Source organism: Gordonia otitidis NBRC 100426 (genome assembly GCF_000248075.1).
In the GTDB taxonomy this organism is placed as follows: Bacteria; Actinomycetota; Actinomycetes; order Mycobacteriales; family Mycobacteriaceae; genus Gordonia; species Gordonia otitidis.
Window position 1 is genome coordinate 20,879 of sequence record NZ_BAFB01000242.1, and the last position, 23,157, is coordinate 44,035.

Annotated in this window: 23 protein-coding genes; 10 read left to right on the top strand and 13 right to left on the bottom strand. The window is 66.0% G+C overall.

Going from position 1 to position 23,157, the window contains the following annotated elements; translation table 11 throughout:
• The first annotated feature begins 85 nt into the window (after window positions 1–85).
• A complete protein-coding gene (gene pgfA, locus GOOTI_RS23295) occupies window positions 86–1,672 on the top strand; it encodes a cell envelope lipid trafficking protein PgfA (RefSeq protein ID WP_007241060.1) in 1,587 nt (528 codons plus the stop codon).
• Window positions 1,673–1,839: 167 nt separating this feature from the next.
• On the opposite strand, the gene GOOTI_RS23300 is transcribed toward pgfA, so the two are convergent.
• On the bottom strand, window positions 1,840–2,799 hold the full coding sequence (locus tag GOOTI_RS23300; RefSeq protein ID WP_007241061.1) for an alpha/beta hydrolase: 960 nt from the start codon (window positions 2,797–2,799) through the stop codon (window positions 1,840–1,842).
• Window positions 2,800–3,112: 313 nt separating this feature from the next.
• Between GOOTI_RS23300 and GOOTI_RS23305 the strand changes: the two genes are divergently transcribed.
• The 5 genes from GOOTI_RS23305 to GOOTI_RS23325 all read left to right on the top strand — a co-directional run bounded on the left by GOOTI_RS23305 (window position 3,113) and on the right by GOOTI_RS23325 (window position 10,579).
• A complete protein-coding gene (locus GOOTI_RS23305; RefSeq protein ID WP_007241062.1) occupies window positions 3,113–4,774 on the top strand; it encodes an FAD-binding dehydrogenase in 1,662 nt (553 codons plus the stop codon).
• Window positions 4,775–4,866: 92 nt separating this feature from the next.
• Window positions 4,867–5,943 carry a Dyp-type peroxidase gene (locus GOOTI_RS23310; protein WP_007241063.1) on the top strand — a complete coding sequence of 359 codons (1,077 nt, stop codon included), beginning with the start codon at window positions 4,867–4,869 and terminating at the stop codon, window positions 5,941–5,943.
• Window positions 5,944–6,000: 57 nt separating this feature from the next.
• Complete coding sequence (locus GOOTI_RS23315; RefSeq protein ID WP_007241064.1) at window positions 6,001–6,801, top strand: family 1 encapsulin nanocompartment shell protein; 801 nt, start codon at window positions 6,001–6,003, stop codon at window positions 6,799–6,801.
• A gap of 89 nt (window positions 6,802–6,890) precedes the next feature.
• Window positions 6,891–8,624 (top strand): ABC transporter ATP-binding protein, encoded by a 1,734-nt coding sequence (locus GOOTI_RS23320; RefSeq protein WP_007241065.1) that lies wholly within the window; start codon window positions 6,891–6,893, stop codon window positions 8,622–8,624.
• The gene (locus GOOTI_RS23325) at window positions 8,621–10,579 is read left to right on the top strand and encodes an ABC transporter ATP-binding protein (protein ID WP_007241066.1); all 1,959 of its coding nucleotides are present in this window, start codon (window positions 8,621–8,623) and stop codon (window positions 10,577–10,579) included. The genes GOOTI_RS23320 and GOOTI_RS23325 overlap by 4 nt, the downstream gene beginning before the upstream one ends.
• An 84-nt stretch (window positions 10,580–10,663) precedes the next feature.
• Here GOOTI_RS23325 and GOOTI_RS23330 read toward each other — a convergent pair whose 3' ends face one another.
• From GOOTI_RS23330 to rnhA, 8 genes are all read right to left on the bottom strand, one after another.
• Window positions 10,664–11,602 carry a type IV toxin-antitoxin system AbiEi family antitoxin domain-containing protein gene (locus GOOTI_RS23330; protein ID WP_007241067.1) on the bottom strand — a complete coding sequence of 313 codons (939 nt, stop codon included), beginning with the start codon at window positions 11,600–11,602 and terminating at the stop codon, window positions 10,664–10,666.
• Window positions 11,603–11,744: 142 nt separating this feature from the next.
• The gene (locus GOOTI_RS23335; protein WP_007241068.1) at window positions 11,745–12,413 is read right to left on the bottom strand and encodes a hypothetical protein; all 669 of its coding nucleotides are present in this window, start codon (window positions 12,411–12,413) and stop codon (window positions 11,745–11,747) included.
• 52 nt (window positions 12,414–12,465) lie between these two features.
• Entirely contained in the window at window positions 12,466–13,257 is a 792-nt protein-coding gene (locus GOOTI_RS23340) for an SDR family oxidoreductase (protein ID WP_039994621.1), read from the bottom strand.
• Between the two features lie 60 nt (window positions 13,258–13,317).
• A complete protein-coding gene (locus tag GOOTI_RS23345) occupies window positions 13,318–14,328 on the bottom strand; it encodes an aldo/keto reductase (protein WP_007241070.1) in 1,011 nt (336 codons plus the stop codon).
• Window positions 14,325–14,792 carry a MerR family transcriptional regulator gene (locus GOOTI_RS23350; protein WP_007241071.1) on the bottom strand — a complete coding sequence of 156 codons (468 nt, stop codon included), beginning with the start codon at window positions 14,790–14,792 and terminating at the stop codon, window positions 14,325–14,327. The genes GOOTI_RS23345 and GOOTI_RS23350 overlap by 4 nt, the downstream gene beginning before the upstream one ends.
• A 29-nt stretch (window positions 14,793–14,821) precedes the next feature.
• Entirely contained in the window at window positions 14,822–15,292 is a 471-nt protein-coding gene (locus GOOTI_RS23355) for a gluconokinase (protein WP_007241072.1), read from the bottom strand.
• Between the two features lie 40 nt (window positions 15,293–15,332).
• Window positions 15,333–16,268 (bottom strand): D-isomer specific 2-hydroxyacid dehydrogenase family protein, encoded by a 936-nt coding sequence (locus GOOTI_RS23360; RefSeq protein ID WP_007241073.1) that lies wholly within the window; start codon window positions 16,266–16,268, stop codon window positions 15,333–15,335.
• The gene (gene rnhA / locus GOOTI_RS23365; RefSeq protein ID WP_007241074.1) at window positions 16,268–16,756 is read right to left on the bottom strand and encodes a ribonuclease HI; all 489 of its coding nucleotides are present in this window, start codon (window positions 16,754–16,756) and stop codon (window positions 16,268–16,270) included. The genes GOOTI_RS23360 and rnhA overlap by 1 nt, the downstream gene beginning before the upstream one ends.
• 68 nt (window positions 16,757–16,824) lie before the next feature.
• Here rnhA and GOOTI_RS23370 point away from each other — a divergent pair, with 68 nt between their 5' ends.
• A complete protein-coding gene (locus GOOTI_RS23370) occupies window positions 16,825–17,601 on the top strand; it encodes a methyltransferase domain-containing protein (protein ID WP_007241075.1) in 777 nt (258 codons plus the stop codon).
• A gap of 15 nt (window positions 17,602–17,616) precedes the next feature.
• On the opposite strand, the gene GOOTI_RS23375 is transcribed toward GOOTI_RS23370, so the two are convergent.
• Window positions 17,617–18,858 carry a citrate synthase gene (locus GOOTI_RS23375; protein ID WP_007241076.1) on the bottom strand — a complete coding sequence of 414 codons (1,242 nt, stop codon included), beginning with the start codon at window positions 18,856–18,858 and terminating at the stop codon, window positions 17,617–17,619.
• A 54-nt stretch (window positions 18,859–18,912) separates the two neighbouring features.
• Here GOOTI_RS23375 and GOOTI_RS23380 point away from each other — a divergent pair, with 54 nt between their 5' ends.
• The 3 genes from GOOTI_RS23380 (at window position 18,913) to GOOTI_RS23385 (ending at window position 21,004) form a co-directional block, all read left to right on the top strand.
• Entirely contained in the window at window positions 18,913–20,046 is a 1,134-nt protein-coding gene (locus GOOTI_RS23380; RefSeq protein ID WP_039994628.1) for a citrate/2-methylcitrate synthase, read from the top strand.
• 100 nt (window positions 20,047–20,146) lie between these two features.
• Window positions 20,147–20,407 carry a hypothetical protein gene (locus GOOTI_RS25890; protein WP_138985371.1) on the top strand — a complete coding sequence of 87 codons (261 nt, stop codon included), beginning with the start codon at window positions 20,147–20,149 and terminating at the stop codon, window positions 20,405–20,407.
• A gap of 72 nt (window positions 20,408–20,479) precedes the next feature.
• Window positions 20,480–21,004, top strand: a complete 525-nt coding sequence (locus GOOTI_RS23385; RefSeq protein ID WP_007241078.1) for a DUF1697 domain-containing protein — start codon at window positions 20,480–20,482, stop codon at window positions 21,002–21,004.
• A 15-nt stretch (window positions 21,005–21,019) separates the two neighbouring features.
• Here GOOTI_RS23385 and GOOTI_RS23390 read toward each other — a convergent pair whose 3' ends face one another.
• The 3 genes from GOOTI_RS23390 to GOOTI_RS23400 all read right to left on the bottom strand — a co-directional run bounded on the left by GOOTI_RS23390 (window position 21,020) and on the right by GOOTI_RS23400 (window position 23,138).
• On the bottom strand, window positions 21,020–21,502 hold the full coding sequence (locus GOOTI_RS23390; protein ID WP_007241079.1) for a hypothetical protein: 483 nt from the start codon (window positions 21,500–21,502) through the stop codon (window positions 21,020–21,022).
• Window positions 21,503–21,624: 122 nt separating this feature from the next.
• The gene (locus GOOTI_RS23395) at window positions 21,625–22,626 is read right to left on the bottom strand and encodes an isopenicillin N synthase family dioxygenase (protein ID WP_007241080.1); all 1,002 of its coding nucleotides are present in this window, start codon (window positions 22,624–22,626) and stop codon (window positions 21,625–21,627) included.
• Between the two features lie 38 nt (window positions 22,627–22,664).
• Window positions 22,665–23,138 carry a MarR family winged helix-turn-helix transcriptional regulator gene (locus GOOTI_RS23400; RefSeq protein WP_007241081.1) on the bottom strand — a complete coding sequence of 158 codons (474 nt, stop codon included), beginning with the start codon at window positions 23,136–23,138 and terminating at the stop codon, window positions 22,665–22,667.
• Window positions 23,139–23,157 lie beyond the last annotated feature (19 nt).

Below are 23,157 nucleotides of genomic sequence, written 5' to 3' on the forward strand. Positions count from 1 at the left end.
CGCACCGCCCATTAGGGTGAGAGCGTTGACTGCGGCCCGCTCGACTTTGACCATGCGCCGGGCCCGAACCGACCAGGAGTCGAGAATGAGACGAGTTTGGCTGGCGTTGCTGGCATTCCTCGGTGTTGCCTGCATCACCGCGGCCATCGCCATCCCGGCGTTCCTCGTGCCCCAGTTGCGCGTCGTCCCGTTGGACCTCGACATCACGTCGGATGCGACAACGGTGCCCGCCGACGGCTCTGCGGGTGAACGCTTCCCCGCGGTGATCTTCGACCGCTGCTCTGTCTCTCAGGACAAGGCACGCACGCTCGACGCACACCTGACGCAGCAGCGACGCAGCGTGATCGTCAACCCATCGGACAGGCGGCAGGCGACGGTGCAGTCGGCGCAGACCGTGCAGATCGATCGATTCCGCGACGCAGACGGCAAGGAGACACAGCCACCTGCCCCGCGCTCGGACGGCGACCTCAAATGCGACGACGGACTGCTCACCGCAACCATCGACCGCGTCTCGGTCAACCGGAAGACGTCGGTGCCCAACGGGACCGTGAGCTCGCTGCAGCTCGAAGCAGCTCCCGAGGGTGTCAACGTCAAGGACGTGTCGGTGCAGCTGCCCGATCGCAAGGGCTTCCAGTACAAGTTCGGCTTCAACGTCAAGAAGCGCGACTACCTCTACTACGACCTCAACACCCGCCAGGACGAGCCGGCCAAGTACGTCGGCGAGAAGACCTTCAACGGGGTCAAGACCTACGAATTCGTCTCGGAGGTTCCCGAGACCGATCTGTCGTCGCTGCCGAACGCACAGGGCGAAGCGGCACTGGGCACGATGCTGACGATGCCCGCCAAGTGGTGGGGCATCTCGGGCCGTGGGGTCAAGGCCGACGACAAGATCACGATGCATCGCTACGCGTCGGCGACCCGGCACGTCTTCGTCGAACCCGAGACCGGAACGATCGTCAACGGCCGGGAGGATCAGCACCAGTACTTCAAGTCCCCCGACCAGAGCGACGGAACACCTGCCCCCGTGCGGGATTTCAGACTGGATGCTCTCAAGGGCACCTTCCAGTGGTCCGACAGCACGGTCACCGCACAGGCCGATCGTGCCCAGCACTACATGAATCTGCTCAAGATGGGCGGCTTCTGGCTGCCCATCATCCTCGGTGTCGTGGGAGCGCTGCTCCTGTTGGCGTGGGCTCTGATCGTGTGGCGCACGCGCAAGACCGACAAGCCACAGGACGATCCTGACCTCTACGACAGCGATCCGCGGTACCTCGACGAGCACGAATCCGGAAGTGACCCGGACACCGCGACCACGACGGCGCTCGCCGGTACCGCGGTGGGAGCAGGCGTCGCGGGTCGTAATCGCCATGCCGCGGTCGAGGGCGACGACGCCGAGACGACGACAATCGACGAGGTGCCCACGGCGGCCGCATACGACGCCGAGCACGACAACGCCTACATGTGGGACCGTCCCACCCAGCGCATTCCGCGTGTCGAGGGCCCTGCCGCCTCCGACACCCCGGACGGCGACGATCAACCGACCCGCCAGGTGCCCGCAGTCGACGACGACACCGCATCTGACGGCTCCGCATCTGACGGCTCCCCGCGCTCTGCGCTCGACGAGGCCCGCGCTTTCCGCCGCCGCGGTACGCACGACGACACAGGCGAGTGATCACCCGCCGTTGCTGAGCGGTCGGTCTCGGGCCCCGGCGCTGGACGCCGACGCCGCGTCCTTTAGACCACCACCCCAGCACGACGACGAGGGCCGGCGATCTGCGTAGATCGCCGGCCCTCGTCGTGTTCAGCTGTTCAGTTGTGGACCGTCTCCGGCCCGAGCGCTCAGAAGAACGCGGGGCGGAAGGTGGTGTCCCACGACTGGCGGAAGTTCTCCTGCCAGTAGTCCCACCAGTGGTCACCGTCGGGGGTGATGTGGGTGGTGAGCTTGACGCCCGGAACCACGGCGACGCGCGGGATGTAGAGCTGCGTGCTGACCGATGCGGCCACCTCGAGCGGAACCATCTGCGAGAACTTGACCGGGTTGAAGTTTCCGCTGGTCGGGTTCACCGAGCTGTCGAACTTGCTGCCGAGGCCACTGCCGGCGGACAGGTACACGTGGTGGTTGGCGAGGTTGTTCGCGCTCAGGAACGGATCGTTCTGGAACCACTCACCGGCCGGGTAGAAGCCCCACATGTTGTTGGGGTCGCCGCCCATCGTCGCGACCGACGCCTGGATGCCCTGCGTGAAGCCGGGGAACGTGACGGTCGGGTAGCCGCTGTAGGAAGCGACAGCCTTGTAGAAGCCCGGATGGCGCGACGCGAGGTTGAGCGCCGAGGTTCCCGACATCGACAGTCCGGCGATGCCGTTGCGGCGATTGTCGGAGTTGTGCTTGCTCTTCATGTACGCGGGCAGTTCGCGGGTGAGGAAGGTTTCCCACTTGTTCACGCCGAGTTTGGGATCTGTTCGCTCCCAGTCGGTGTAGAAGCTGCCGCCTCCACCGAAGGGGATCACAAGGTTGGTGCCCTTGCCGACCATGAACCGGTCGGCGCCGGTGTTGTTCTGCAGCCAGCCGCTGGTGTTGTTCGGGGCACGCAGACCGTCGAGCAGGTACAGCGTGGGCTTGGGGCCACCGCCGCCTCCGTCGACGATGCGCACCGGGATGTTCTTGTGCATCGACGCGGAGTACACGTATTCGGTCTGGCCGGCTGCATGGGCTTCAGGAGCGACAGCCATGGTCAGGCCGCCGAGCGCCGCCATGGCGCCCACAGCGGCAACGAGGCGCTTGCGCGCACGAGTCAACATATGTGAAGAGTCCTTACGATCTTGACCCGGACGGGCCTCGTTCATACGGGCAGGAAATGGGGTCAGCGGCGACGCCGACTGAGTTGGTCCCCAACGCGACAGAGTGTAACGGCTCGATAACACACCGGCAAAAGCAGGATTCACTCTCGACCACGACTTGAGACAACATCCTGACGATCATCGCCTACCGCGCTCGGCGTGGTCGATATCGGGGCGGCGTCAAGTCGGTCACAGGAGCCGGCCATGCCGTTGTCATTCCCACGCCGAAGCACGAGCGCTACTGTCGAAGTCGATTCGCGCAGGAGGATGCCAGTTGTCGCAGCAACACGCCGACGCCATAGTCGTCGGGTCCGGGCTTGCCGGGCTCGTCGCCACCTACGAGCTCACCAAGGCGGGCCGTCGGGTGATCGTCGTCGATCAGGAGAACCGCAACAATCTCGGCGGCCAGGCGTTCTGGTCGCTCGGCGGACTCTTCCTCGTCGACACCCCAGAGCAGCGTCGACTCGGCATCCACGACTCCGCAGAGCTCGCACTGCAGGACTGGATGGGTTCTGCGGGCTTCGACCGCGACGACGAGGACTACTGGCCGCGGCAGTGGGCACGCGCCTACGTCGACTTCGCCGCGACGGAGAAGCGGCAGTACCTCCACGACCTCGGTCTACGCATCACCCCGGTCGTCGGATGGGCCGAACGCGGCGGCGGCTTCGCCGACGGCCACGGAAACTCCGTGCCGCGTTTCCACCTGACCTGGGGCACCGGCCCCGAAGTGGTCCGGGTCTTCGCCGAGCCTGTGCTCGACGCCGAGCGACGCGGACTCGTCGAGTTCCGGTTCCGGCACCGCGTCGACGAGATCGTCGTCGAGGACGGCACGGCCGTCGGTGTGCGGGGAGCGAAGCTGGCGCCGACGGCGGTCGGGCGTGGCGAAGCATCGAACCGCGACGTGGTCGGCGAGTTCGAGATCCGCGGGGGTGCGGTCATCGTGACGACCGGCGGCATCGGCCACAACCACGAACTGATCCGCAAGAACTGGCCGACGGAGCGTCTCGGACCCGCGCCGAAGACGATGATCTCGGGAGTGCCGGCCTACGTCGACGGCCGCATGCTCGGCATCGCCGAGGATGCGGGCGCCAGCCTGGTCAACCGCGACCGCATGTGGCACTACACCGAGGGCATCCACAACTGGGATCCGATCTGGCCCGACCACGCCATCCGCATCATCCCGGGCCCGTCGTCGTTGTGGCTCGACGCCAACGGCAACCGCCTGGCACCGCCGAACTTTCCGGGTTTCGACACCAATTCGACGATGCGCGAGATCCTCGCGACCGGCTACGACTACTCGTGGTTCATCCTCACGCAGTCGATCGTCGAGAAGGAGTTCGCACTGTCGGGTTCCGAGCAGAATCCCGACATCACCGACAAAGACCTCAAGTTCGCGGCGAAGAGTCGCTTCGCGAAGGGCGCGCCCGGCCCTGTCGAGGCGTTCCTCCGCAACGGCAGCGACTTCGTCGTAGCCGACAACCTCGCCGATCTCGTCGCGGGCATGAACGAGATCAGCCGCGGCCCGAAGCTCGACCTGCAGCAGACCGAACGGATCGTCTCGGCCCGCGACAACGAGATCGACAACAAGTTCTCCAAGGACGCGCAGTTGATGGCCATCACCAACGCGCGGCAGTTCCTCGGCGACAAGATCGTCCGGGTCGCCAAGCCTCACAAGCTCCTCGATCCCGCCCACGGACCGCTGATCGGCGTACGCCTGAACATCCTGACCCGGAAGACATTGGGCGGCTTGGAAACCAACCTCGATTCGGCTGTGATGCGTCCCGACGGTTCGGTTTTCGACGGCCTCTACGCAGCGGGCGAGGTGGCGGGCTTCGGTGGCGGCGGCGTACACGGGTACAACGCGCTCGAGGGTACGTTCCTCGGCGGCTGCATCTTCTCCGGCAGGGTTGCCGGGCGGGCCGTCGCGCGAGGTTGACCCGAGCGCGTCGTCGAGAACCTGTACCGGCAGGCGCCAGGTGAGGACACACTTTGCCCTAGACGGTTCCTCCTCTGCACTAGAGTGAAACCGTGCCGGTGCCGCAGACGATTCTGACACGCAAGACCAAGCATGCGTTGTTCCTCGTCCTGACGATCAACGAAGGTGGAGAAGACGCTGTCCGGGACATGTTCGACGTCCTCGGCTCGCGCATCAACTCGGTGTCCTCGCGCGCGCCGGAACAAGCGCTCGCGGGCATCGTGTCCATCGGCTCGGACGCATGGGACCGCCTGTTCGCGGGTAATCGTCCCAAGTCGCTGCGGCCCTTCGTCGAGTACGCGGGCGACGTCCACACCGCGCCGGCCACCCCCGGCGATCTGCTGCTGCACATCAAGGCCGACGCGATGGACCTCTGCTATGAACTCGGCCGCATGCTCATGAACGAACTCGGCGACGCCGTGACGGTCGTCGACGAGGTCCACGGCTTCCGATACTTCGACCTGCGCGATCTCATCGGCTTCGTCGACGGCACCGAGAATCCCGTGGGCCAGGCCGCTATCGACGCGATCACCGTCGGCGACGAGGACCCCGCGTACGCGGGCGGTAGCTACGTCGCCATCCAGCGTTACGTCACCGATCTGAAGGAATGGGACTCCATCTCGGTCGAAGACCAGGAGGCTGCGATCGGACGGACCAAGCTCGACAACATCGAGATGTCCGACGACGTGAAACCCGTCAATTCACACATCGCACTGAACGTGGTCAACGACGTCAACGGTGAGCAGATCGACGTCGTCCGCGACAACATGCCCTACGGCGAGGCGTCGGGTCTCGGCGACTCCGGGACGTTCTACATCGCATACTCGTCGGCACCCGATGTGACCGAGGAGATGCTGCGCAAGATGTTCATCGGCGACCCGCCGGGCAACTACGACAGGCTTCTCGACTTCACCACCGCCGTGACCGGTGCGCAGTTCTTCACCCCGACCGTCGACTTCTTCGACGACCTTCCCGACGCGCCTGCGCCGTCGCACGCGGATTCCGACGACGACGCGCCGCATGACACCCCGACACCGGCACCGGTCACACTCGACGCCGCGTCGCCGGTGCCGCCCCCCGAGCCGACCGACCCGGGCGACGGATCACTCGGTATCGGCTCGCTCCGCTGACGATCCCCCTGACCACACACCCGGCCCCACACCCCCGACGACACCAGGAGACGCACCATGAACAATCTGCATCGCGAACTCGCCCCCATCTCCGCGTCGGCCTGGGAGGCCATCGAGGAGGAGGCCGCACGCTCGTTCAAGCGCAACATCGCGGGCCGTCGACTCGTCGACGTCAAGGGTCCGCTCGGGCTCGAGGCGTCGTCGGTCACGCGCGGCCACCGCACCAAGATCGACTCACCGGCAGACGGCATCCAGGCGTACAAGCGCAGCGTGCAGCCACTCATCGAGCTGAAGGTGCCGTTCACGGTCACGCGTGAGGCCATCGACGACGTCGATCGTGGCGCCGAGGATTCCGATTGGGATCCGGTTGTCGACGCCGCCCGTCAGCTCGCCCTCGCCGAGGACCGCGCGATCTTCGAGGGCTACTCCGCCGCGGGCATCACCGGTATCCGAGCAGAGACAACGGCCACGCCCATTCCGCTTCCCGAAGATGTGCGCGACTACCCCGAGGCGTTCAGTCAGGCACTGTCCACGCTGAAGCTGGCGTCGATCGACGGCCCGTACTCGATAGCGCTCTCCGCCGAGGTCTACAACCTCGTCAACGAGACGTCGAATCACGGTTATCCGGTCCGCCAGCACATCCAGCGACTCATCGACGGCGAGATCGTCTGGGCGCCCGCGATCTCCGGGGCGTTCGTGTTGTCCACGCGCGGCGGAGATTTCGAACTGACTATCGGACAGGACGTCTCGATCGGTTACGACTCACACGACGCCGACGTGGTGAACCTCTACTTCCAGGAGTCCTTCACCTACCTCACCTACACCGGTGAGGCCGCCATCGCCCTGACGACCGTCTGACGGGTTGCGCCCACCGTCTGGCGGGTCGGCCCGAAAACGCCTCGCACGGTGTCGGCACGGCTTGCTAGCGTCGTGTGAGTGAGCGCCACATGCTGATCCGTCTGATCAGGACATACCTCTCGCGGTATCCCTGGCACATGCTCGCCGTCGTGATACTGCAGCTCGTCGCGACGGTCGCCATGTTGTACCTGCCCACGCTCAACGCCGACATCATCGACAACGGCGTGGCCAAGGGCGACACCGCATACATCCTGCGTATCGGCGGGGTAATGCTCGCGATCACGATCGCGCAGGTCATATGCACGATCTGCGCCCAGTACTTCGGTGCACGCGCCGCCCTGGCGACCGGCCGCGACATCCGGCACGATCTGCTGCACCGGATCAACACCTACTCCGCGAAAGAGATGGGCACCTTCGGTGCGCCGTCGCTGATCACGCGCACCACCAACGACGTCCAGCAGGTGCAGTTGCTGATCGTCATGAGCACCACGATCCTCATCATGGCCCCGATCATGTGCGTCGGCGGCATCATCATGGGCATCAAGGTGGGCGCACAGTTGTCGTGGGTGCTCGTCGTCGCCGTGCCGGTGCTCGCAGTGGCGATGGGTTTTCTGATCGCGAAGATGATCCCCGGCTTCCGCGCCATGCAGGAGCGCATCGACGCGGTCAATCGGGTTCTGCGCGAACAGATCACCGGCATCCGAGTGGTGCGCGCCTTTGTCCGTGAGCGCTACGAGATCGACCGTTTCTCCGGCGCGAACGACCGACTGGCGGAGGCGACCCTGCGGGTCGGCCGCATGCAGGCGCTGATGTTCCCGACCGTCATGCTGATCACGAACGTCACGATTGTCGCGATCATCTGGTTCGGCGGTCATCTCGTCTCCGACGGCAGCATCGAGATCGGCGCGCTGACGGCCATGATCACCTATGTCATGCAGATCCTGATGTCGGTGATGATGGCGTCGTTCATCGCGATGATGGCGCCACGCGCGACCGTGTGCGCCGAGCGGATCTGCGAGGTACTCGACACCGAGACGTCCGTCGGCGCACCCGACGACCCGATGCCGTTCGCCTCCGACCCGTCGAGCGTCGAGTTCCGCGACGCCCAGTTCCGCTATCCCGGAGCCGATGATCCGGTGCTGTGCGACATCAGCTTCCGTGTCGAGCCGGGCACGACGACAGCCATCGTCGGGTCGACCGGTTCCGGTAAGACCACGCTGGTCGGGCTGGTACCGCGCCTCATCGACGTGACCGCGGGCGAGGTCCGCGTCGGCGACACCGACGTTCGACGCCTCGACCCCGCAGCACTGCGCGACGCGATCGGACTCGTCCCGCAGCGGCCGTACCTGTTCTCGGGCACCGTCGCGTCGAACATCCGCAACGGCAAACCCGACGCGACCGACGACGAGATCTGGGATGCGCTGCGTATCGCACAGGCAGCCGACTTCGTCGAACGCATGCCCGACGGTCTCGACACCCCGATATCGCAGGGTGGCACGACGGTCTCCGGTGGTCAGAGGCAACGCCTCGCAATCGCTCGCGCGCTGGTCCGCAAGCCGTCGGTCTACCTCTTCGACGACGCGTTCTCGGCTCTCGACGTCGCGACCGACGCGCGCCTGCGCGCAGCGCTGAGACCCGCGACATCCGATGCCGCGGTCATCATCGTTGCGCAGCGCATCACGACGATCGTCGACGCCGAGCAGATCGTCGTGCTCGATCGGGGGCGGATCGTCGGGATCGGCAGGCACGACGAACTCCTCGCGACCTGCGAGACGTACCGCGAGATCGCGGAGTCGCAGCTGGCCATCGGAGAGAACGCATGACACGCGGCGGCGGGGCGTCGGCTCCGGCATCGCCCGGCCCCGGTCGCGGCCCGATGGCTGCCGGGCCCGTGGTCGCGAAGGCCCGTTCGTTCGGCCCGTCGATCAAGCGGCTCATCGGGTTGCTGTTCTCCTACCGCACCTTCATGAGCGTCGTCGTGGCGTCGATCGTCGGCTCGGTCATTCTCACCGCCCTCGCACCGCGCGTGCTCGGCGACGCCACCAACATCATCTTCGACGGCGTCGTCGGCAGGATGCTGCCCGCCGGGATGACCAAGGCACAAGCCGTCGAGGGGCTGCGTGAGCGCGGTCAGGGCACCTTCGCCGACATGGTGAACTCGATGGATGTGACGCCGGGCGTCGGCATCGATTTCGGCGACGTGGGGCGGGTACTGCTGATCGTGCTGGCGCTCTACGTCGGTTCGGCGGTGCTCTCGTGGCTCGGTGCGTACCTGCTGAACAAGGTGGTCGTCGGCACCGTCCGACATCTGCGCGGCGAGGTCGAGGCCAAGATCCACCGCCTGCCGCTGAGCTACTACGACACGACTGCCCGTGGCGATCTGCTCAGTCGCGTCACCAACGACCTCGACAATCTGTCGCAGACGTTGCAGCAGACCATCTCTCAGCTTCTGAACTCGATCCTGATGGTGATCGCGATCCTCGTGATGATGCTGTGGATCTCGCCGCTCCTGGCGCTCATCGCGCTCATCACCGTGCCGCTCGCCGCTGGTGCGACCGCTCTGATCGCCCGCCGTTCCAAACCGCACTTCCTCGCGCAGTGGTCGTCGACCGGGAAGCTCAACGCCCAGGTCGAAGAGGCCTTCACCGGACACGAGCTGGTGACGGCATTCAACCGCCAGGCCGACGTCGAGGCCGAGTTCGACGAGCGCAACGAGAAGCTCTACCAGTCGAGTTGGCGCGCACAGTTCATCTCGAGCACGGTGATGCCGACCATCATGTTCCTCGGCAACCTCAACTACGTGGCGGTCGCCGTGGTCGGCGGGCTGCGGGTCGCCTCCGGCGCGCTGAGCCTCGGCGAGGTGCAGGCGTTCATCCAGTACTCGCGACAGTTCACACAGCCGCTCACGCAGATCGGCTCGATGGTCAATCTGCTGCAGAGCGGCGTTGCGTCGGCCGAGCGCATCTTCGACATCCTCGATGCCGACGAGCAGACCCCCGACCCCGCACATCCCGAGACGCCCGAGCACGACAACGGACTCATCGAATTCGACGACGTCTCGTTCCGCTACGTCGAGGACAAACCGCTGATCGAGCACCTCTCACTCGTCGCACGTCCCGGCCACATGGTCGCCATCGTCGGACCAACCGGTGCGGGTAAGACCACACTGGTCAACCTGATCATGCGTTTCTACGACGTCGACTCCGGCACCATCACTGTCGACGGTGTCGAGTCGCGCAAGATGACGCGAGACGACCTGCGTGAGCGCACCGGCATGGTGCTGCAGGACTCGTGGCTGTTCGGCGGGACGATCTACGACAACATCGCCTACGGCGACCCCACGGCCTCGCGCGAGGAGGTCCTCGAGGCCGCGCGACTGAGCCACGTCGACCACTTCGTCCGCATCCTGCCCGACGGCTACGAGACGATGCTTGACGACGAGGGCGGTGGCGTGAGTGCCGGTGAGCGACAACTCATCACGATCGCACGCGCATTCCTCGCGCGTCCCACCATCCTGATCCTCGACGAGGCGACCAGCTCCGTCGACACCCGCACCGAGCTGCTCATCCAGAAGGCGATGGCTGCGCTGCGCACCGACCGCACGAGTTTTGTCATCGCCCACCGGCTGTCGACGATCCGCGACGCCGACGTCATCGTCGTGATGGAGGACGGACACATCGTCGAGCAGGGCAACCACGACGAACTGCTCGCGGCGCAGGGCGCCTACTGTCGGCTCTACCGCAGCCAGTTCGCCGGGGCCGTCGACTCGGAGGCGTGAGCGCTCGGGGCTCGACTGGCAAATACACGTGTTTCTGACACCTGCACGCGAAGTTTCGCTCGCTTCTGTCAGAACCCCGTGTATTCACGACGCCGCGCTGTCGTCGCCGCGAATCTTCAACCGCTCCACCCACTCTCGCACCATCGGCACCATGCGGTTCTTCCGCAGGTCGGCCCACACCCACCGGATCATCATGGGTCCGAGACGTCGGACGCCGTCTTCGCGGGTCTTCTCGCGCTTCATTGCCGCGAACGCTGTTTCGCCGTCGCGCAGGTCCTTGGTGTACTTCCGCATCCCGTCGAACTCACCGACGAGCTTTCCCTCCCAGTCGTAGTCGACCTTGGCGACGAACTCGCCGTCGGCGTCGACGTACTCACGCTGCAGTCGTGGTATCGGGAGCTCGGCGAGGATCATCTGACCACGTCCCCACGATTCGCCCGCGTTGTCCGCGAGCGGGTCCGCGAACGCAAGGGCCTTGCGGGCGACGGCAACACCGCGGCGTCGACGATCGAGTAGCGTCGACATCTTCGCGCGGTCAGCACCGAGTCGCAGCGCCGAATCGAACACCGCAAGCCCCTGGAAGAAGTTGCCGCTGCACGCGATGTCGACGGCGGTGACCTCCAGCGACGTCACCGCGATCCCGTCGACCACTGTGATGTCCGCTGGCTCCAGACGACCGGAGTGCAGATGTCGCTGGGTTTCGATGCGGCCGCCGTTCTTATGGCCTGTCGTCAGATGCACGCGGGCGAGATCGGGAAACAGCAGTGACATCCCGTGCAGCACGCCCGCCGACTGATGACTGAGCGGGGAGTCGGTCTCCGATACCAGCATGGCTGCGAACGACTTCAGCCTGTGCAGCTCCTCGGGCGTGCGACTCGCGTCGGGCGGCGCATAGGCGCCGGGCCACACCCGCACGAGCGCACCCGCGTCGACGGCGCGCGTGAGCTGCCTGTCCGTGGCGCCCGCATCGAGGGCGACGCGACGCAGTATCAGTCCGTGTTCGTTGACCGGGAAAGTGACCATCCTCGTTGGACGTCGACAACGTCGATTCAGATCCATCCGATGTGACCGGGCTCAGGCCCCGCGCAGGGACACGTGTTTCTGACACCTGCACGCGATGTTTCGCTCGCTTCTGTCAGAAACACGTGTTTTCACGACGTCCGGCTCAGCGCTCCAACTCCCCCGCGATGCGTTGTTCGATCTGCGCAGCCGCGGCGTTCGGCACGTCGATCAAACCATCGAGCTCCTGGCGGGCCTTGCGGTAGGCGGCCTGACGCTCTGCGGGTGTGGCCGCGGCGTCGGCGGCGATGCCGATCAACTTGCGCGCACGGTCGAGTGACTCGCGCTCGACGGGCGAGAAGTCGGATTGCTTCCGACGCCGCGCTTCTCGTTCGGCGGCGTCGAAGGCGGCCGCGTAGTCGCCGACGGCGTCGCGGTAGCGTTCGAACTCGAGCGGGTCGAGCTTCTGGTCGGCCGACGTCGGTCGCAGATCGTCCGCACGGATCTTCGCGCGGTGGAAGGCCAGTGTCATCGGTTCCCGCATGTCGGTCATCATGGGGAATTCGATGAGTGTGGCCAGATCGAGTTCGTAGCCGAACCAGCGCTGGTCGATGGCGTCGTGTTTCCCCATCGCCTTGGTCACAGCTGCCTTGTCGGCCTGGGTGAGTCGCAACTGTTCCGTTTGCGCGCTCGCCTTCACACGCGCCAGTTCGATCTTGTCCCGACGCCGCTTCTCGTTGTAGCGCGCGAGGGAACCGAACCAACCGCCGACGACACCGCCAACCGGGAAAATCAGCCACCAGTAGTCGCCCGCGAAATGCAGGAACTGATCCACGTCACAACTCTACCGAGGCGTCACCAATTCACCCTCGCCGATCAGCACACTCTCAGAGATCCGGGATGGGGAGATCGAGGTTCGGTGCGATGATCCCGCCGTCGACCTCGAGGACTTTGCCGGTCACGTATCCACTCGCAGGTGATGCCAGGTAGACGGCCGCGGCGGCGATGTCGTCGGGTTCGCCGAGCCGACGCATCGGTGTCGCCTCCTCGATCGCGGTGCGCATGCCGGTGTCGGACGCGACGATGTCGAGTGCCGAGGTCAGGATCGCGCCGGGAGCGATCGCATTGACGCGGATCCGCGGATTCAGGTCCATCGCTGCGAGCCGCGTGTAGTGCGCGAGCGCGGCCTTGGCCGTCCCGTATGCGGCGTACGCACGGCCCGGCAGGCGTCCCATCGCCGAGGTCACGTTGATGATCGAGCCCGTACCGGACGTGCCGAGAATGTGTGGCACGGACGCCGTGATCAGGGCGTGTGCGTTCGCGACGTTGAAGGCGAATGCGTCCGCCAGCTGCTCGGGTGACGTGTCGAGCAGCGGTCGCGGCATGGCGCCGCCGACGTTGTTCACGACGATGTCGAGTCGACCGAAGGTGTCGACGGCGGTCTGCGCGAGCGACGCAGCAGCCGACGACTCGGACAGATCGGCGACGACGACGTGCGCGCGGCGCCCCCGGTCCGCGACCTCGGCGGCCACCTTCTCGAGTTCGGGCTCACTGCGCGCCGACACCACCACGTCGGCGCCGGCCTCAGCGAACGCGACCGCCGTCGCAGCCCCGAGACCGCGTCCGGCACCGGTGATGACGGCGACCATACCGTCGAGACGAAATCTGTCCAGGATCACGCCTGCAGACGATGCCACAGAACTGCAACACGTTCTAGTGTTTTCGCCGCAGCCGACGTCTCACGACGATCGGCCCGCGACCCAGTCCATGTCCGGGTAGCGGTTACCCGCGGGTCGCAGTGCGGACAACCGGCGGAGTTGATCGTCCGAGAGTGCGATCTGTAGCGCACCCAGGTTCTCGTCGAGGTACCTGACCCGCTTTGTGCCGGGAATCGGTACCACGTCGTCGCCTTGCGCCAGCAACCACGCCAGCGCCACCTGCCCCGGACTGGCATCGACTTCGGTTGCCACTGAGCGGATCTCGTCGACGAGTGTCAGATTGTGCTCGAGGTTGTCGGCCTGCCAGCGGGGTAGTGTCGAACGGAAATCGTCAGCGCCTACCCGGACCGCTGCTGCAGACCCTGTCAGCATCCCGCGACCGAGCGGACTGTACGGCACAACGGCCGCTCCGACCTCGCGCGCAGCGGGCACGTCGGAATCCTCGACATCCCGGCTGAACAGCGACCACTCCGACTGCAATGCGGCGATCGGATGCACTGCGGCAGCACGCCGCAGTGTGTCGGCGTTGGCTTCACTGAGTCCGATCTCGCGCACCTTTCCTGCCGCAACCAACTCGGCCATCGCACCGACGGTCTCCTCGATCGGGCGCGTCGGGTCGACTCGATGCAGGTAGTAGAGATCGATGACGTCGACGCCCAGCCGCAGCAACGACGCGTCAACCGCTGCGCGGACGTACTCCGGCGATCCGTCGACCCGCCCTGTCGGATAACCCGTCTCGGGGTCGACGACGATGCCGAACTTGGTGGCCAGCACGATCTCGTCGCGCCGATCGGCGAGCACTGTGGACAGCAGTCGTTCGTTCGCGCCGCTGCCGTAGATGTCGGCGGTGTCGAGCAGGTTGACCCCGACGTCGAGTGCGTGGTGCAGCGTCGCGGTGGCCTCGTCCTGGTCTGCCTCGCCGTAAGCGAAACTCATCCCCATGCAGCCCAATCCGAGAGGCGAGACCTCCAGCGAGCCGATTCGTCGACGAGCGGCATGGCCGGTGATGACGGGGTCGGTGGGTGCAGTCATGGTTGTGTCCTTCCGCCGTAGGTGGCGATCTTGTACTCGGTTGCTGCGAGGGAGAGTGTGAGCTCGGCGATCTGCCGTCGTATCGTGTCGCGGTGCTCGAGGAGCATCTCGAGCCGTTCGGGAACGGTCTCGTCACCTTCGTCGACCAACGCAACGTAGTGCTGTAGATCTCGAATGGCCATGCCCGACAGTCGCATCCGTGTGAGGAACACAAGGCGGCGCATTGTCTCGTCGTCGTAGACCCGGTTGCCCGCGCCGTCCCGCGGCACCGTGACCAGTCCTATCCGCTCGTAGTAGCGCAGCGTGTGGGCCGAGACGTCGAGCATGTCTGCGGCCTGCGCCACCGTCAGCGGCTCATCGATCTCGTCGAGCTCGACAAGTCGGTGGATGACCTCGACCGACAGCGGTCCGTCGAGTTCGTTGAGCGCAGCCAACGCCTTGCCCATGAGGTGATCGGTACTCATGCCAGCAACGCTAGGCCTTCGAGCGCGCTCTAACGCAAGACCCGATCCACGATCTCTTCGACGATCGCCTCCAGCGGCATCGTCGCGTCGACCGTGATCCCCGGCTCGTCCGGTCCCAGCGGCTCGAGGTCGGCGAACTGCGAATCGACGAGCGTGGCAGGCATGAAGTGTCCGTGTCGTGCCCGTACACGGGCGGCGACGACGTCGTGCTCGACGGATAGCATCACGAAGCGGACGTCGGAAGCGAAGGCGCGCAACCGGTCCCGGTAGCTGCGGCGCAGCGCAGAGCACGCGCACACACCGCCCTCGTGGTGTTCGAGCCATACACCCACCGTGTCGAGCCAGGGCATTCGATCGCTGTCGGTCAGTGGATGTCCCGCGGCCATCTTGGCGATGTTCGCGGGCGGGTGCAGGTCGTCGGCGTCGACGAACGGAACGTCGAGACGTGCCGCGAGTGCCGCGCCGACCGTACTCTTGCCACACCCCGACACCCCGCACACGACGATCGGTGTCCGACGCCCCGGCGGTGGTGCGTCCCGCTCAGTAATCGCGACCCGCCGCAACGGTCGACACGAGCTCGTCCCCGTCGCGGAACCTGCGGATGTTCTCCGCGATCCACGGTGCGAGTTCACGCGTCAGGCCCGACGCCGGGTTGGCGATGTGCGGCGTGATGATCACATTCGAGAGCGACCACAGCGGATCGTTCCGAGCGGGCGGTTCGGGATCGGTCACATCGAGTGCCGCACCTGCGATCTCATGCCCCTTCAGCGCCCAGTACAGCGCCTGCTGGTCGACGAGCGGCCCACGCGCGACATTGACCACCCAGGAATGAGAAGGCAACTGCGCCAACACCTTCCCGTTGATCAGGTGATGGGTCTCCGGCGTCGACGGTGCGGCGAGGATCACGTGATCACACGCCGACCACACCTCATCCATCCGCTTCGACGGCAGCGTACGCTCGGCGCCGTCGACCTCGCGGCCCGAGTGGTTGACCGCGAGAACCGAAGCGCCGCAGGCCTTCAGGCGCGGAATCAGTGATCGCCCGATACCGCCCGCGCCGATGATGGCGACGGTGGAGCCACGCAGTGTGCGCACGGCGGGATCGATGTGGTCCTTGTCCCAACCCCACCGCACCGAGGTGTTGATCTGGCGCAGTCCTGCGAGCAGCAGGGCAAGAGCGTGCTCGGCGACGTTCTCCGCATAGAAGCCGGAGGCGTTGGTCCACACACGCTTGTCGTCGAGAACGCCCGCGGACACGAACTCTTCGATCCCCGCGGTCTTGAGCGCCACCCACTCGATGGCGTCGGGGAGGTCGGGAAACCCAGCGGCACCGCCGAGCCAGACGAGCACCCGTGCGTCGTCCAGGTCGGTCAGCGTTGCGCCCGCATCCTCGAGCGCGTCGGTGATGTATCGATCCGGCTCGGGAAGGACGGCAACGGCAAGAGCCGAATCATCATGTGTCTGCGTCGAAGTCATCACTCACGTCCAGCCAGCTTCTTCGCCGCAGATGTCGCCAGCGTGTCCGCGATCTCGTTGTAGTGGTCTCCCGCATGGCCCTTCACCCATTTCCAGGTCACCTGATGCACCTTCTCCTCCTCGATCAGGCGGCGCCACAGGTCGGCATTCTTGACGGGTTTCTTGTCTGCGGTTTTCCATCCGTTGCGCTGCCAGCCACTCACCCATTTGGTGATCCCGTTGCGGACGTAGCTCGAATCGGTGTAGAGCACGACTGTCGATGGCTTCGTGAGGGCGGCGAGCCCCTCGATGGCTGCGGTCAGCTCCATCTTGTTGTTCGTGGTGTCGGCCTCGGCGCCGGAGATCTGCTTCTCGTGCCCGCGGTAGCGCAGCACAGCACCCCAACCACCCGGCCCGGGGTTGCCGAGGCACGCGCCGTCGGTGGAGATCTCGACGACCTCCGCCGCGGGCGATGTGGGCGTCACCAGTGCACTGTCACCGTCGTTCACGAGAGTCTCTGACACTCCTCTGAGGTTACCCACTGCCATGATCGGTGTGAATTGCATAGAGTTGAGGTATGCCGGTTTGGGATCCGAGTCGATACCTACAATTCTCCGACGCTCGTGCCCGCCCCTTCCTCGATCTGATCGCCGAAGTGCCAACGAATCCGTCGACCATCGTCGACCTCGGGTGTGGCCCGGGGCAGCACACCAAGCATCTCCGCGAGCGATGGCCTGAAGCGCTGGTCCTCGGTATCGACGCGTCGACCGAGATGATCGCCGAGGCGATCCGCGAGAACATGGATGGGCTGGCCAATTACGACGTCGCCGACCTCACCGAGTGGACACCACCAGAACCCGTCGACCTGTTCCTGTCGAATGCGGTTTTCCAGTGGGTTCCCGACCAGGAGGTCGCGATCGAGCGACTGCTCCCCCACCTCAACGACGGTGGCGCGTTCGCCATCCAGGTCCCCAACAACACCGGTGCCGCCACCTACCGCAGCCTCAACGAACTCGCCGAGGAGGAGCCGTACGCGAAGTACTGCGGCGACGTCCGGCGGTTGCCGTGGCTCGCACCCGACTTCTACCTCAATTTCTTCGCCGAGCGCGGCTACGAGGTCAACGCCTGGGAATCGACGTACCTGCACGTCCTCAAGGACAAGGGCGAGGACCCGGTGTTCGACTGGATCTCCGGAACCGGCGCCCGCCCCTTCCTCGAAGCCCTGCCCGATGAATTGCGCGACGAATTCGGTCAGGAGCTCAAGCGTCGTCTGCGCGCGGCCTACCCCGCCCGCGAGTGGGGCACCGTGCTGCCCTACCGCCGCACCTTCGCCGTCGCCGTCCTGCCCCGCTGATCGAGCGACCCACGGTCACCCGCTCGTCGGTCGTACGCCGCTGTAGACGCCCTCCGGCCGGAACCTCAACCGTTTCTCGCCGTATTCCTCGAGTGCGTGCGCGGTCCAGCCGACGATGCGTGCAAGCGCGAAGATCGTCTCTGCGGCGTCTCGGCGCATGCGATACCGCAGTGCGAGGGCGGCCAGTGCAAGGTCGGAGTTGAGAAACGTGCCGGGTTCGACCGCTTCGATCAACGCGGCGACGGCGGGCATCACCCGCGCGTCGGCGGCGTCATCCGGATCGCGCGCGTCACGCTCGCACATCAACTCCAGCAGAGTCGCGGCGCGGGGGTCACGGTGCCGGTACACCACGTGACCCGTACCTGGCACGGTGTCGTCGGCGCGTAGGTGTTCGGCGATCGCCGTGTTCGGGTCGTCGAGCGCCTCTGCGAGAAACCGGTGCGCGAGGGTGGTCGCGCCGCCGTGCATCGGCCCGTCGAACGCGCCCAGCCCCGCGCCGATGACGGCGTAGATGCTGCCTCGCGCACTCGCCGCCACGCGCGCCGCGACCGTACCGGCGGCCAGATCGTGGTCGGCGAGCAGCACGAGAGCGGCGTCGAGAAGTGAGATCCGCTCTCGGGTCGGCGGTTCGTCGGTCAGTGTCGGCCACAACCGCTCGGCGAACCCTACGTCGTCGGGCTCCCCGGCGGGTGCCCCGACGACGACCTCGAGGATCGACGACGTCGTGCTCGCGACCGTCGCGGCGTCGATCCGGTGGCGGAGCGGGTCAAGTGCGCCGAGCAGGTCGACGGTCAGCCGGATGCGGTCGACGCCCCGGGCCGTCCGCGGCAGCGCGGCGTCGACACGTGCTTTGATGTCGGCAGGTTCCGGCGAGCGTGATGCCGTGCGCCAGGGCTGCTCCCACAGCAGTTCTGCGACCCGTTCGAACGACGTGGTGCGCGCGAGCTCGGCGACGTCACGACCGCGGTAGTACAGGCGGTCGTCGTGCAGGTACGTGAGTTGAGTCCGGATCCGTTCGACGACGCCCGCCGGTGGTCGCGCGCGGCCGGTCGAGAGCAGCTTCTCGATCTCGTCCACCCCGAAGACGCTTCCCGCGACGCCGTCGATACGTGCACTCTGCAATCGACCGCGACTGACATAGGCATACACGGTGGACACCTTGACTCCCAACACTTTTGCGACCTGCTCGGTGGTCAGATAGTCGCGGCCGTCGTGCTGGATCGGCGTCGGCCACCGGCGGCGATGGATGCGCTCCACATATTGATTGAATCAACATTGACGAGGGTCAATCAAGGGGTGATCGTTGCAGCCATGACTGCTGTGTTGATCGCGCCGCCCGGCCTCGCGAACGTCGTCGTCGCCGACACCGAGATCGGTGATGTCCGGGGTGACGAGGGTTTCTACCACTACCGGGAGTACTCCGCCGTCGAGCTCGCGCGGGCCCACACCTTCGAAGAGGTGTGGTTCCTGTTCGTGCACGGGCATCTCCCCGACCGGGCCGAACTCGACCGCTTCGTCGCCCGGACCCGGCAACTACAGGCGATCCCGGACGAGGTCGTGGGCATCCTCGAGACGTCGGCGGTACTCGGCGGCGAGCGGCAACTGCTGATCGGTCTGCGTACCGTCATGTCTGCACTCGGGCCCGCATTGGGCGTTGCGCCACTGTGGGATTCCGACGACGAGACGCGTCGCGCCGATACGTTGCGCGCGACGGCGCTCACCCCCACGCTGCTCGCCGCGCTGTACCGCGTGCGATCCGGCGAGTCCCCGGTTACCCCACGCGCCGACCTCGGCGTCGCCGCGAACTGGCTCTTCATGATCACCGGGGAGGTACCGTCGGCCGCGCACGCGCGGGCCGTCGAGCAGTACCTGATCCTGACGATGGACCACGGGTTCAACGCCTCGACCTTCGCTGCGCGAGTGATCGCGTCCACCGGTGCCGACGTCCACGCAGCGCTGTGCGGAGCACTCGGCGCATTCTCCGGTCCGCTGCACGGCGGCGCCCCCGACCGTGCGCTTGATTCCCTCGACGAGATCGTCGCGCACGGCGATGCCCTCGAGTGGGCCCGTGAGCAGGTGGCTCAGCGTCGTCGGATCATGGGGTTCGGGCACGCCGTCTACCGCACCGAGGATCCCCGATCGTTGCTGTTGCGCGAGGTCGCGCAGGGCCTCGGCGGACCGACTGTCGACGCAGCGATCGGCGCCGAGCAGGCCATCGTCGACGCGCTGCGCGAGGCACATCCCGACCACCCCCGGTATGCCAATGTCGAGTTCTACGCGGGTGTGGTGATGGACGCCTGCGGCATCCCACGTTCGATGTTCACCCCGACCTTCGCCGTGAGCCGGACGGTCGGCTGGTGCGCCAACATTCTGGAGCAAGCCAAGAGCCGCAAGCTCATCCGCCCCGCCGCGCGCTACGTCGGGCCGCCGCCGGCTGCGCTCTGACGCGTCGGCGCGCAGCCGGGCTCCACGCATGTGAGCGTCGAGCGCGTACCGTCGAGAGACAGTGGGCCCACTCCCCACGGGTCCGCGGAAGGATCGCAGCATGAGCCAGCCCGTGACACCTCCGCCCACACCGCCGACGCCGACACCTGCGCCCGAGCCGATTCCCGAGCCGCCACCCGAACCGCCGATTCCGGTGCCTGAGCCCGAACCGATGCCGGGGCCGGGCCCGGATCCCTCGCCGGATCCGTTCCCGAATCCGACGCCGGACCCGTTCCCGGGACCTGCGCCGACCCCGCCCGCCCCCGATCCCGGCCCGGCCCCGCCGTCACCGCAACCTCCGGAACGACCCGTGGTCATCTGACCCGACTCGAACCCGCTCAGTCGGGACCAAAGATGCTTACCTGAGCGTCAAAGTCGGTGCGAGACTGAAGAGATGACACGCCGAGCAGTGATGATCAGAGCCATCAACGTCGGTGGTGCGCAGGTCCCGATGAAGGAGTTGCGCTCCATCGCACGTGATCTCGGAGCCACCGACGTGGCGACGTACATCGCTTCGGGCAACCTGATCTGTACGCCACCGGCGTCGTCGCACCATTTCGACCGCGCACTCGAAGCAGCGATCGAGCAGCGCTACGGGTTCTTCCGCGAAGTGATCAGTCGCTCCCGTGCCGAGTTGATCGAAGCACTGGACAGGCACCCGTTCGACATCGTCGACGACAAGTTCTCCTATGTCTACTTCCTTGTCGACTCCCCACCGGACGACCGACTGAAAGCGTTCTCGGACAAAACCTTCGGCGACGACGTGTGCCAGGTCATCGGCTCCGATCTCCACATCCGCTACGCCGAGGGTGCGGGTACCTCGAAGCTGACCGCACCCGTGATCGCGCGAGGGCTCGGCGTCCAGGGCACAGGACGCAACCTGCGGACGGTGCGCAAGCTGATCGAGATGACCGCGTAGCTCACGCCAGGCAGCTCACACCCTCCCGATGGTGCTGATCATCGAGTCGATGTCGGTGCGCTGCTGGTCGGCAGGGGTCTCCCACAGCTTCTTGGGAAGCTCCTCGAGCTCGGCGATCGCGGCGTCGATCGCCTCGAGTGAACGATCACGCTCCTCCTCGGGCAACGTCGACGCCTTGATCAATTTGTCGTCGAGATCGAAGACCGCGGCGTCCAACCGATCGCGTTCGGCGACGAGTCCGGAATCATCAGCGATCCATGGGTTTTGGTGGATATCGGCAATGGCATATCGGATTCGGCGATGCATCCTTGCCTCGCGCGACGTCGACGTCGTCCAGTCGTCAGGAGCGTGACTCGGCTGTCCGGGAATGAGGTCGTTGGAGCGGGCGAAGCGTCGGACCCGCTTGTCGGAATCGAACGCGAACCACGCGGCTCCCGCCAGAATGATCAGCGCCACCGCGATGGTCACGATGATGACTATCCACGCGACCGCGCTCATGAACCCACTCCCTGCACCCACATCTCACCCGATACGGACATACCTCGACTGTAGCCGCTCGACGGTTCCGCTCAGGCACCTTCGGCTGCCAGTGTGGCACCCGGCGTCGGGGCACCGCGAGGTCAGTACGCGGAGCCCGGGCCTGCGCTCTCGACACCGATACCGTGATGCCGCGCGGCGACGTCGGGGTGCGCGCGGGTCCTCGACTTCCAGGCGTTCTCGCCGTATGTCGAGTACAGCGGGTTGGCGGGATCGTCTGCGACGCCGCGCGCGAGCTGCGCGAGGTCCGGCGGCAACGCGAGTGTCGGGACCGTGGCGTCGAGTGCGGGGTTGAGGAAGTAGGGGATCGAGATCCTGTCGGTTCCCGGTGCAGGCGCAAGGACTCGGTGCCGTGTGGCCCGGAGGAATCCGCCCGTCGCCACCTCGAGCAACTCGCCGATGTTCACGATGAACGCTCCGTCGAGCGGCGGGGCATCGATCCACTCGTCCGGTCCCGATTCCACCTGCAGCCCTGCGGAACCGGGCTCGACGAGGAGGAGCGTCAGCACTCCCGAATCCTTGTGTGCACCAACACCTTGCGCGGTCGTGTCGGTGCCGGGGTAGCGCACGACCTTGATCAGGGTGGCAGGCGCCGCGGCAAACGCGTCGTCGAAGATGTCGCGCGCACCGGTGAGGGCATGCGCCCAGTGCCGCAACAGTCGCAGTCCGACCTCCGACAGCGCCGCGTCCCACTTCTCGAATGCGGGTCGCAGTTCGGGCAGCGCCGATGGCCACAGGTTCGGACCCTGCAGATTCCAATAGCCCTCGGCGTCGTCGATGACCTCGCGTTCGGGTCCGATGTCGATCTGCTCTCGCCAGTCGATCTCGGAGTTGGTGAATTCGCCACCGAGTCGCGAGTAACCGCGGAACTGTGGACTCTTCAGCTGGCTTATCTCGTCCTTCGCAGCGGCCGGCAGTGCGAAGAACCGTCGTGCCAGGACCAGGATCTCGTCGATCTGTTGCTGCGGCACACCGTGTCCGACGAGGTAGAAGAAGCCGACCCGGTGTGTCGCGTCGAGAAGTGCTGATTCGAACTCGACGGGATCGGAGGCTGCCGTCGAGAGGTCGATGATCGGAAGGCCCATCACACCATTATCTACCTGGCACAATCGGACCCCGGAAGCTATCCCTTCGCGCTGTGTCCGCCGACCGCCGCCACCGCGGCAGAGTTGACGCGCGTGAGTGCACGATGTAGCTCCTCGAGATCGGTCACCTCGACGCCCAGTGCGTCGACGACCGAGCCCGGAATCGTCAGCGCCTTCTCCCGAAGGGCGCGCCCCGCCTCGGTGAGTGCGACGTCGACGTTGCGCTCATCGTCTCCACGTCGACACCGCACGATCAGCTCGGCGGTCTCGAGTCTTTTGAGCAGAGGAGAAAGTGTCGCGGAGTCGAGTTGCAGCGCGGCGCCGATGTCCTTGACCGCCATCGGCTCGGATTCCCAGAGCGCGAGCATCACCAGATACTGCGGATGGGTGAGCCCGAGGGGCTCGAGGAGTCTGCGATAGATACGGAGCACGGATCGATTGGCGACAGCCAACGCGAAACAGACCTGCCGCTCGAGGAGTAGCGGATTGATGTCTGTGTCCTGCGACGTCACCCATCCAGTGTGTCATATT

Coding starts and splice junctions, on each gene's coding strand:
- GOOTI_RS23385 (WP_007241078.1), top strand. CDS start 20,480: ATGACACGCCGAGCAGTGATGATCAGAGCCATCAACGTCGGTGGTGCG.
- pgfA (WP_007241060.1), top strand. CDS start 86: ATGAGACGAGTTTGGCTGGCGTTGCTGGCATTCCTCGGTGTTGCCTGC.
- GOOTI_RS23360 (WP_007241073.1), bottom strand. CDS start 16,268: ATGACTTCGACGCAGACACATGATGATTCGGCTCTTGCCGTTGCCGTC.
- GOOTI_RS25890 (WP_138985371.1), top strand. CDS start 20,147: ATGAGCCAGCCCGTGACACCTCCGCCCACACCGCCGACGCCGACACCT.
- GOOTI_RS23330 (WP_007241067.1), bottom strand. CDS start 11,602: ATGGTCACTTTCCCGGTCAACGAACACGGACTGATACTGCGTCGCGTC.
- GOOTI_RS23350 (WP_007241071.1), bottom strand. CDS start 14,792: ATGAGTACCGATCACCTCATGGGCAAGGCGTTGGCTGCGCTCAACGAA.
- GOOTI_RS23315 (WP_007241064.1), top strand. CDS start 6,001: ATGAACAATCTGCATCGCGAACTCGCCCCCATCTCCGCGTCGGCCTGG.
- GOOTI_RS23300 (WP_007241061.1), bottom strand. CDS start 2,799: ATGTTGACTCGTGCGCGCAAGCGCCTCGTTGCCGCTGTGGGCGCCATG.
- GOOTI_RS23345 (WP_007241070.1), bottom strand. CDS start 14,328: ATGACTGCACCCACCGACCCCGTCATCACCGGCCATGCCGCTCGTCGA.
- GOOTI_RS23320 (WP_007241065.1), top strand. CDS start 6,891: ATGCTGATCCGTCTGATCAGGACATACCTCTCGCGGTATCCCTGGCAC.
- GOOTI_RS23370 (WP_007241075.1), top strand. CDS start 16,825: ATGCCGGTTTGGGATCCGAGTCGATACCTACAATTCTCCGACGCTCGT.
- GOOTI_RS23325 (WP_007241066.1), top strand. CDS start 8,621: ATGACACGCGGCGGCGGGGCGTCGGCTCCGGCATCGCCCGGCCCCGGT.
- GOOTI_RS23395 (WP_007241080.1), bottom strand. CDS start 22,626: ATGGGCCTTCCGATCATCGACCTCTCGACGGCAGCCTCCGATCCCGTC.
- GOOTI_RS23380 (WP_039994628.1), top strand. CDS start 18,913: ATGACTGCTGTGTTGATCGCGCCGCCCGGCCTCGCGAACGTCGTCGTC.
- GOOTI_RS23390 (WP_007241079.1), bottom strand. CDS start 21,502: ATGAGCGCGGTCGCGTGGATAGTCATCATCGTGACCATCGCGGTGGCG.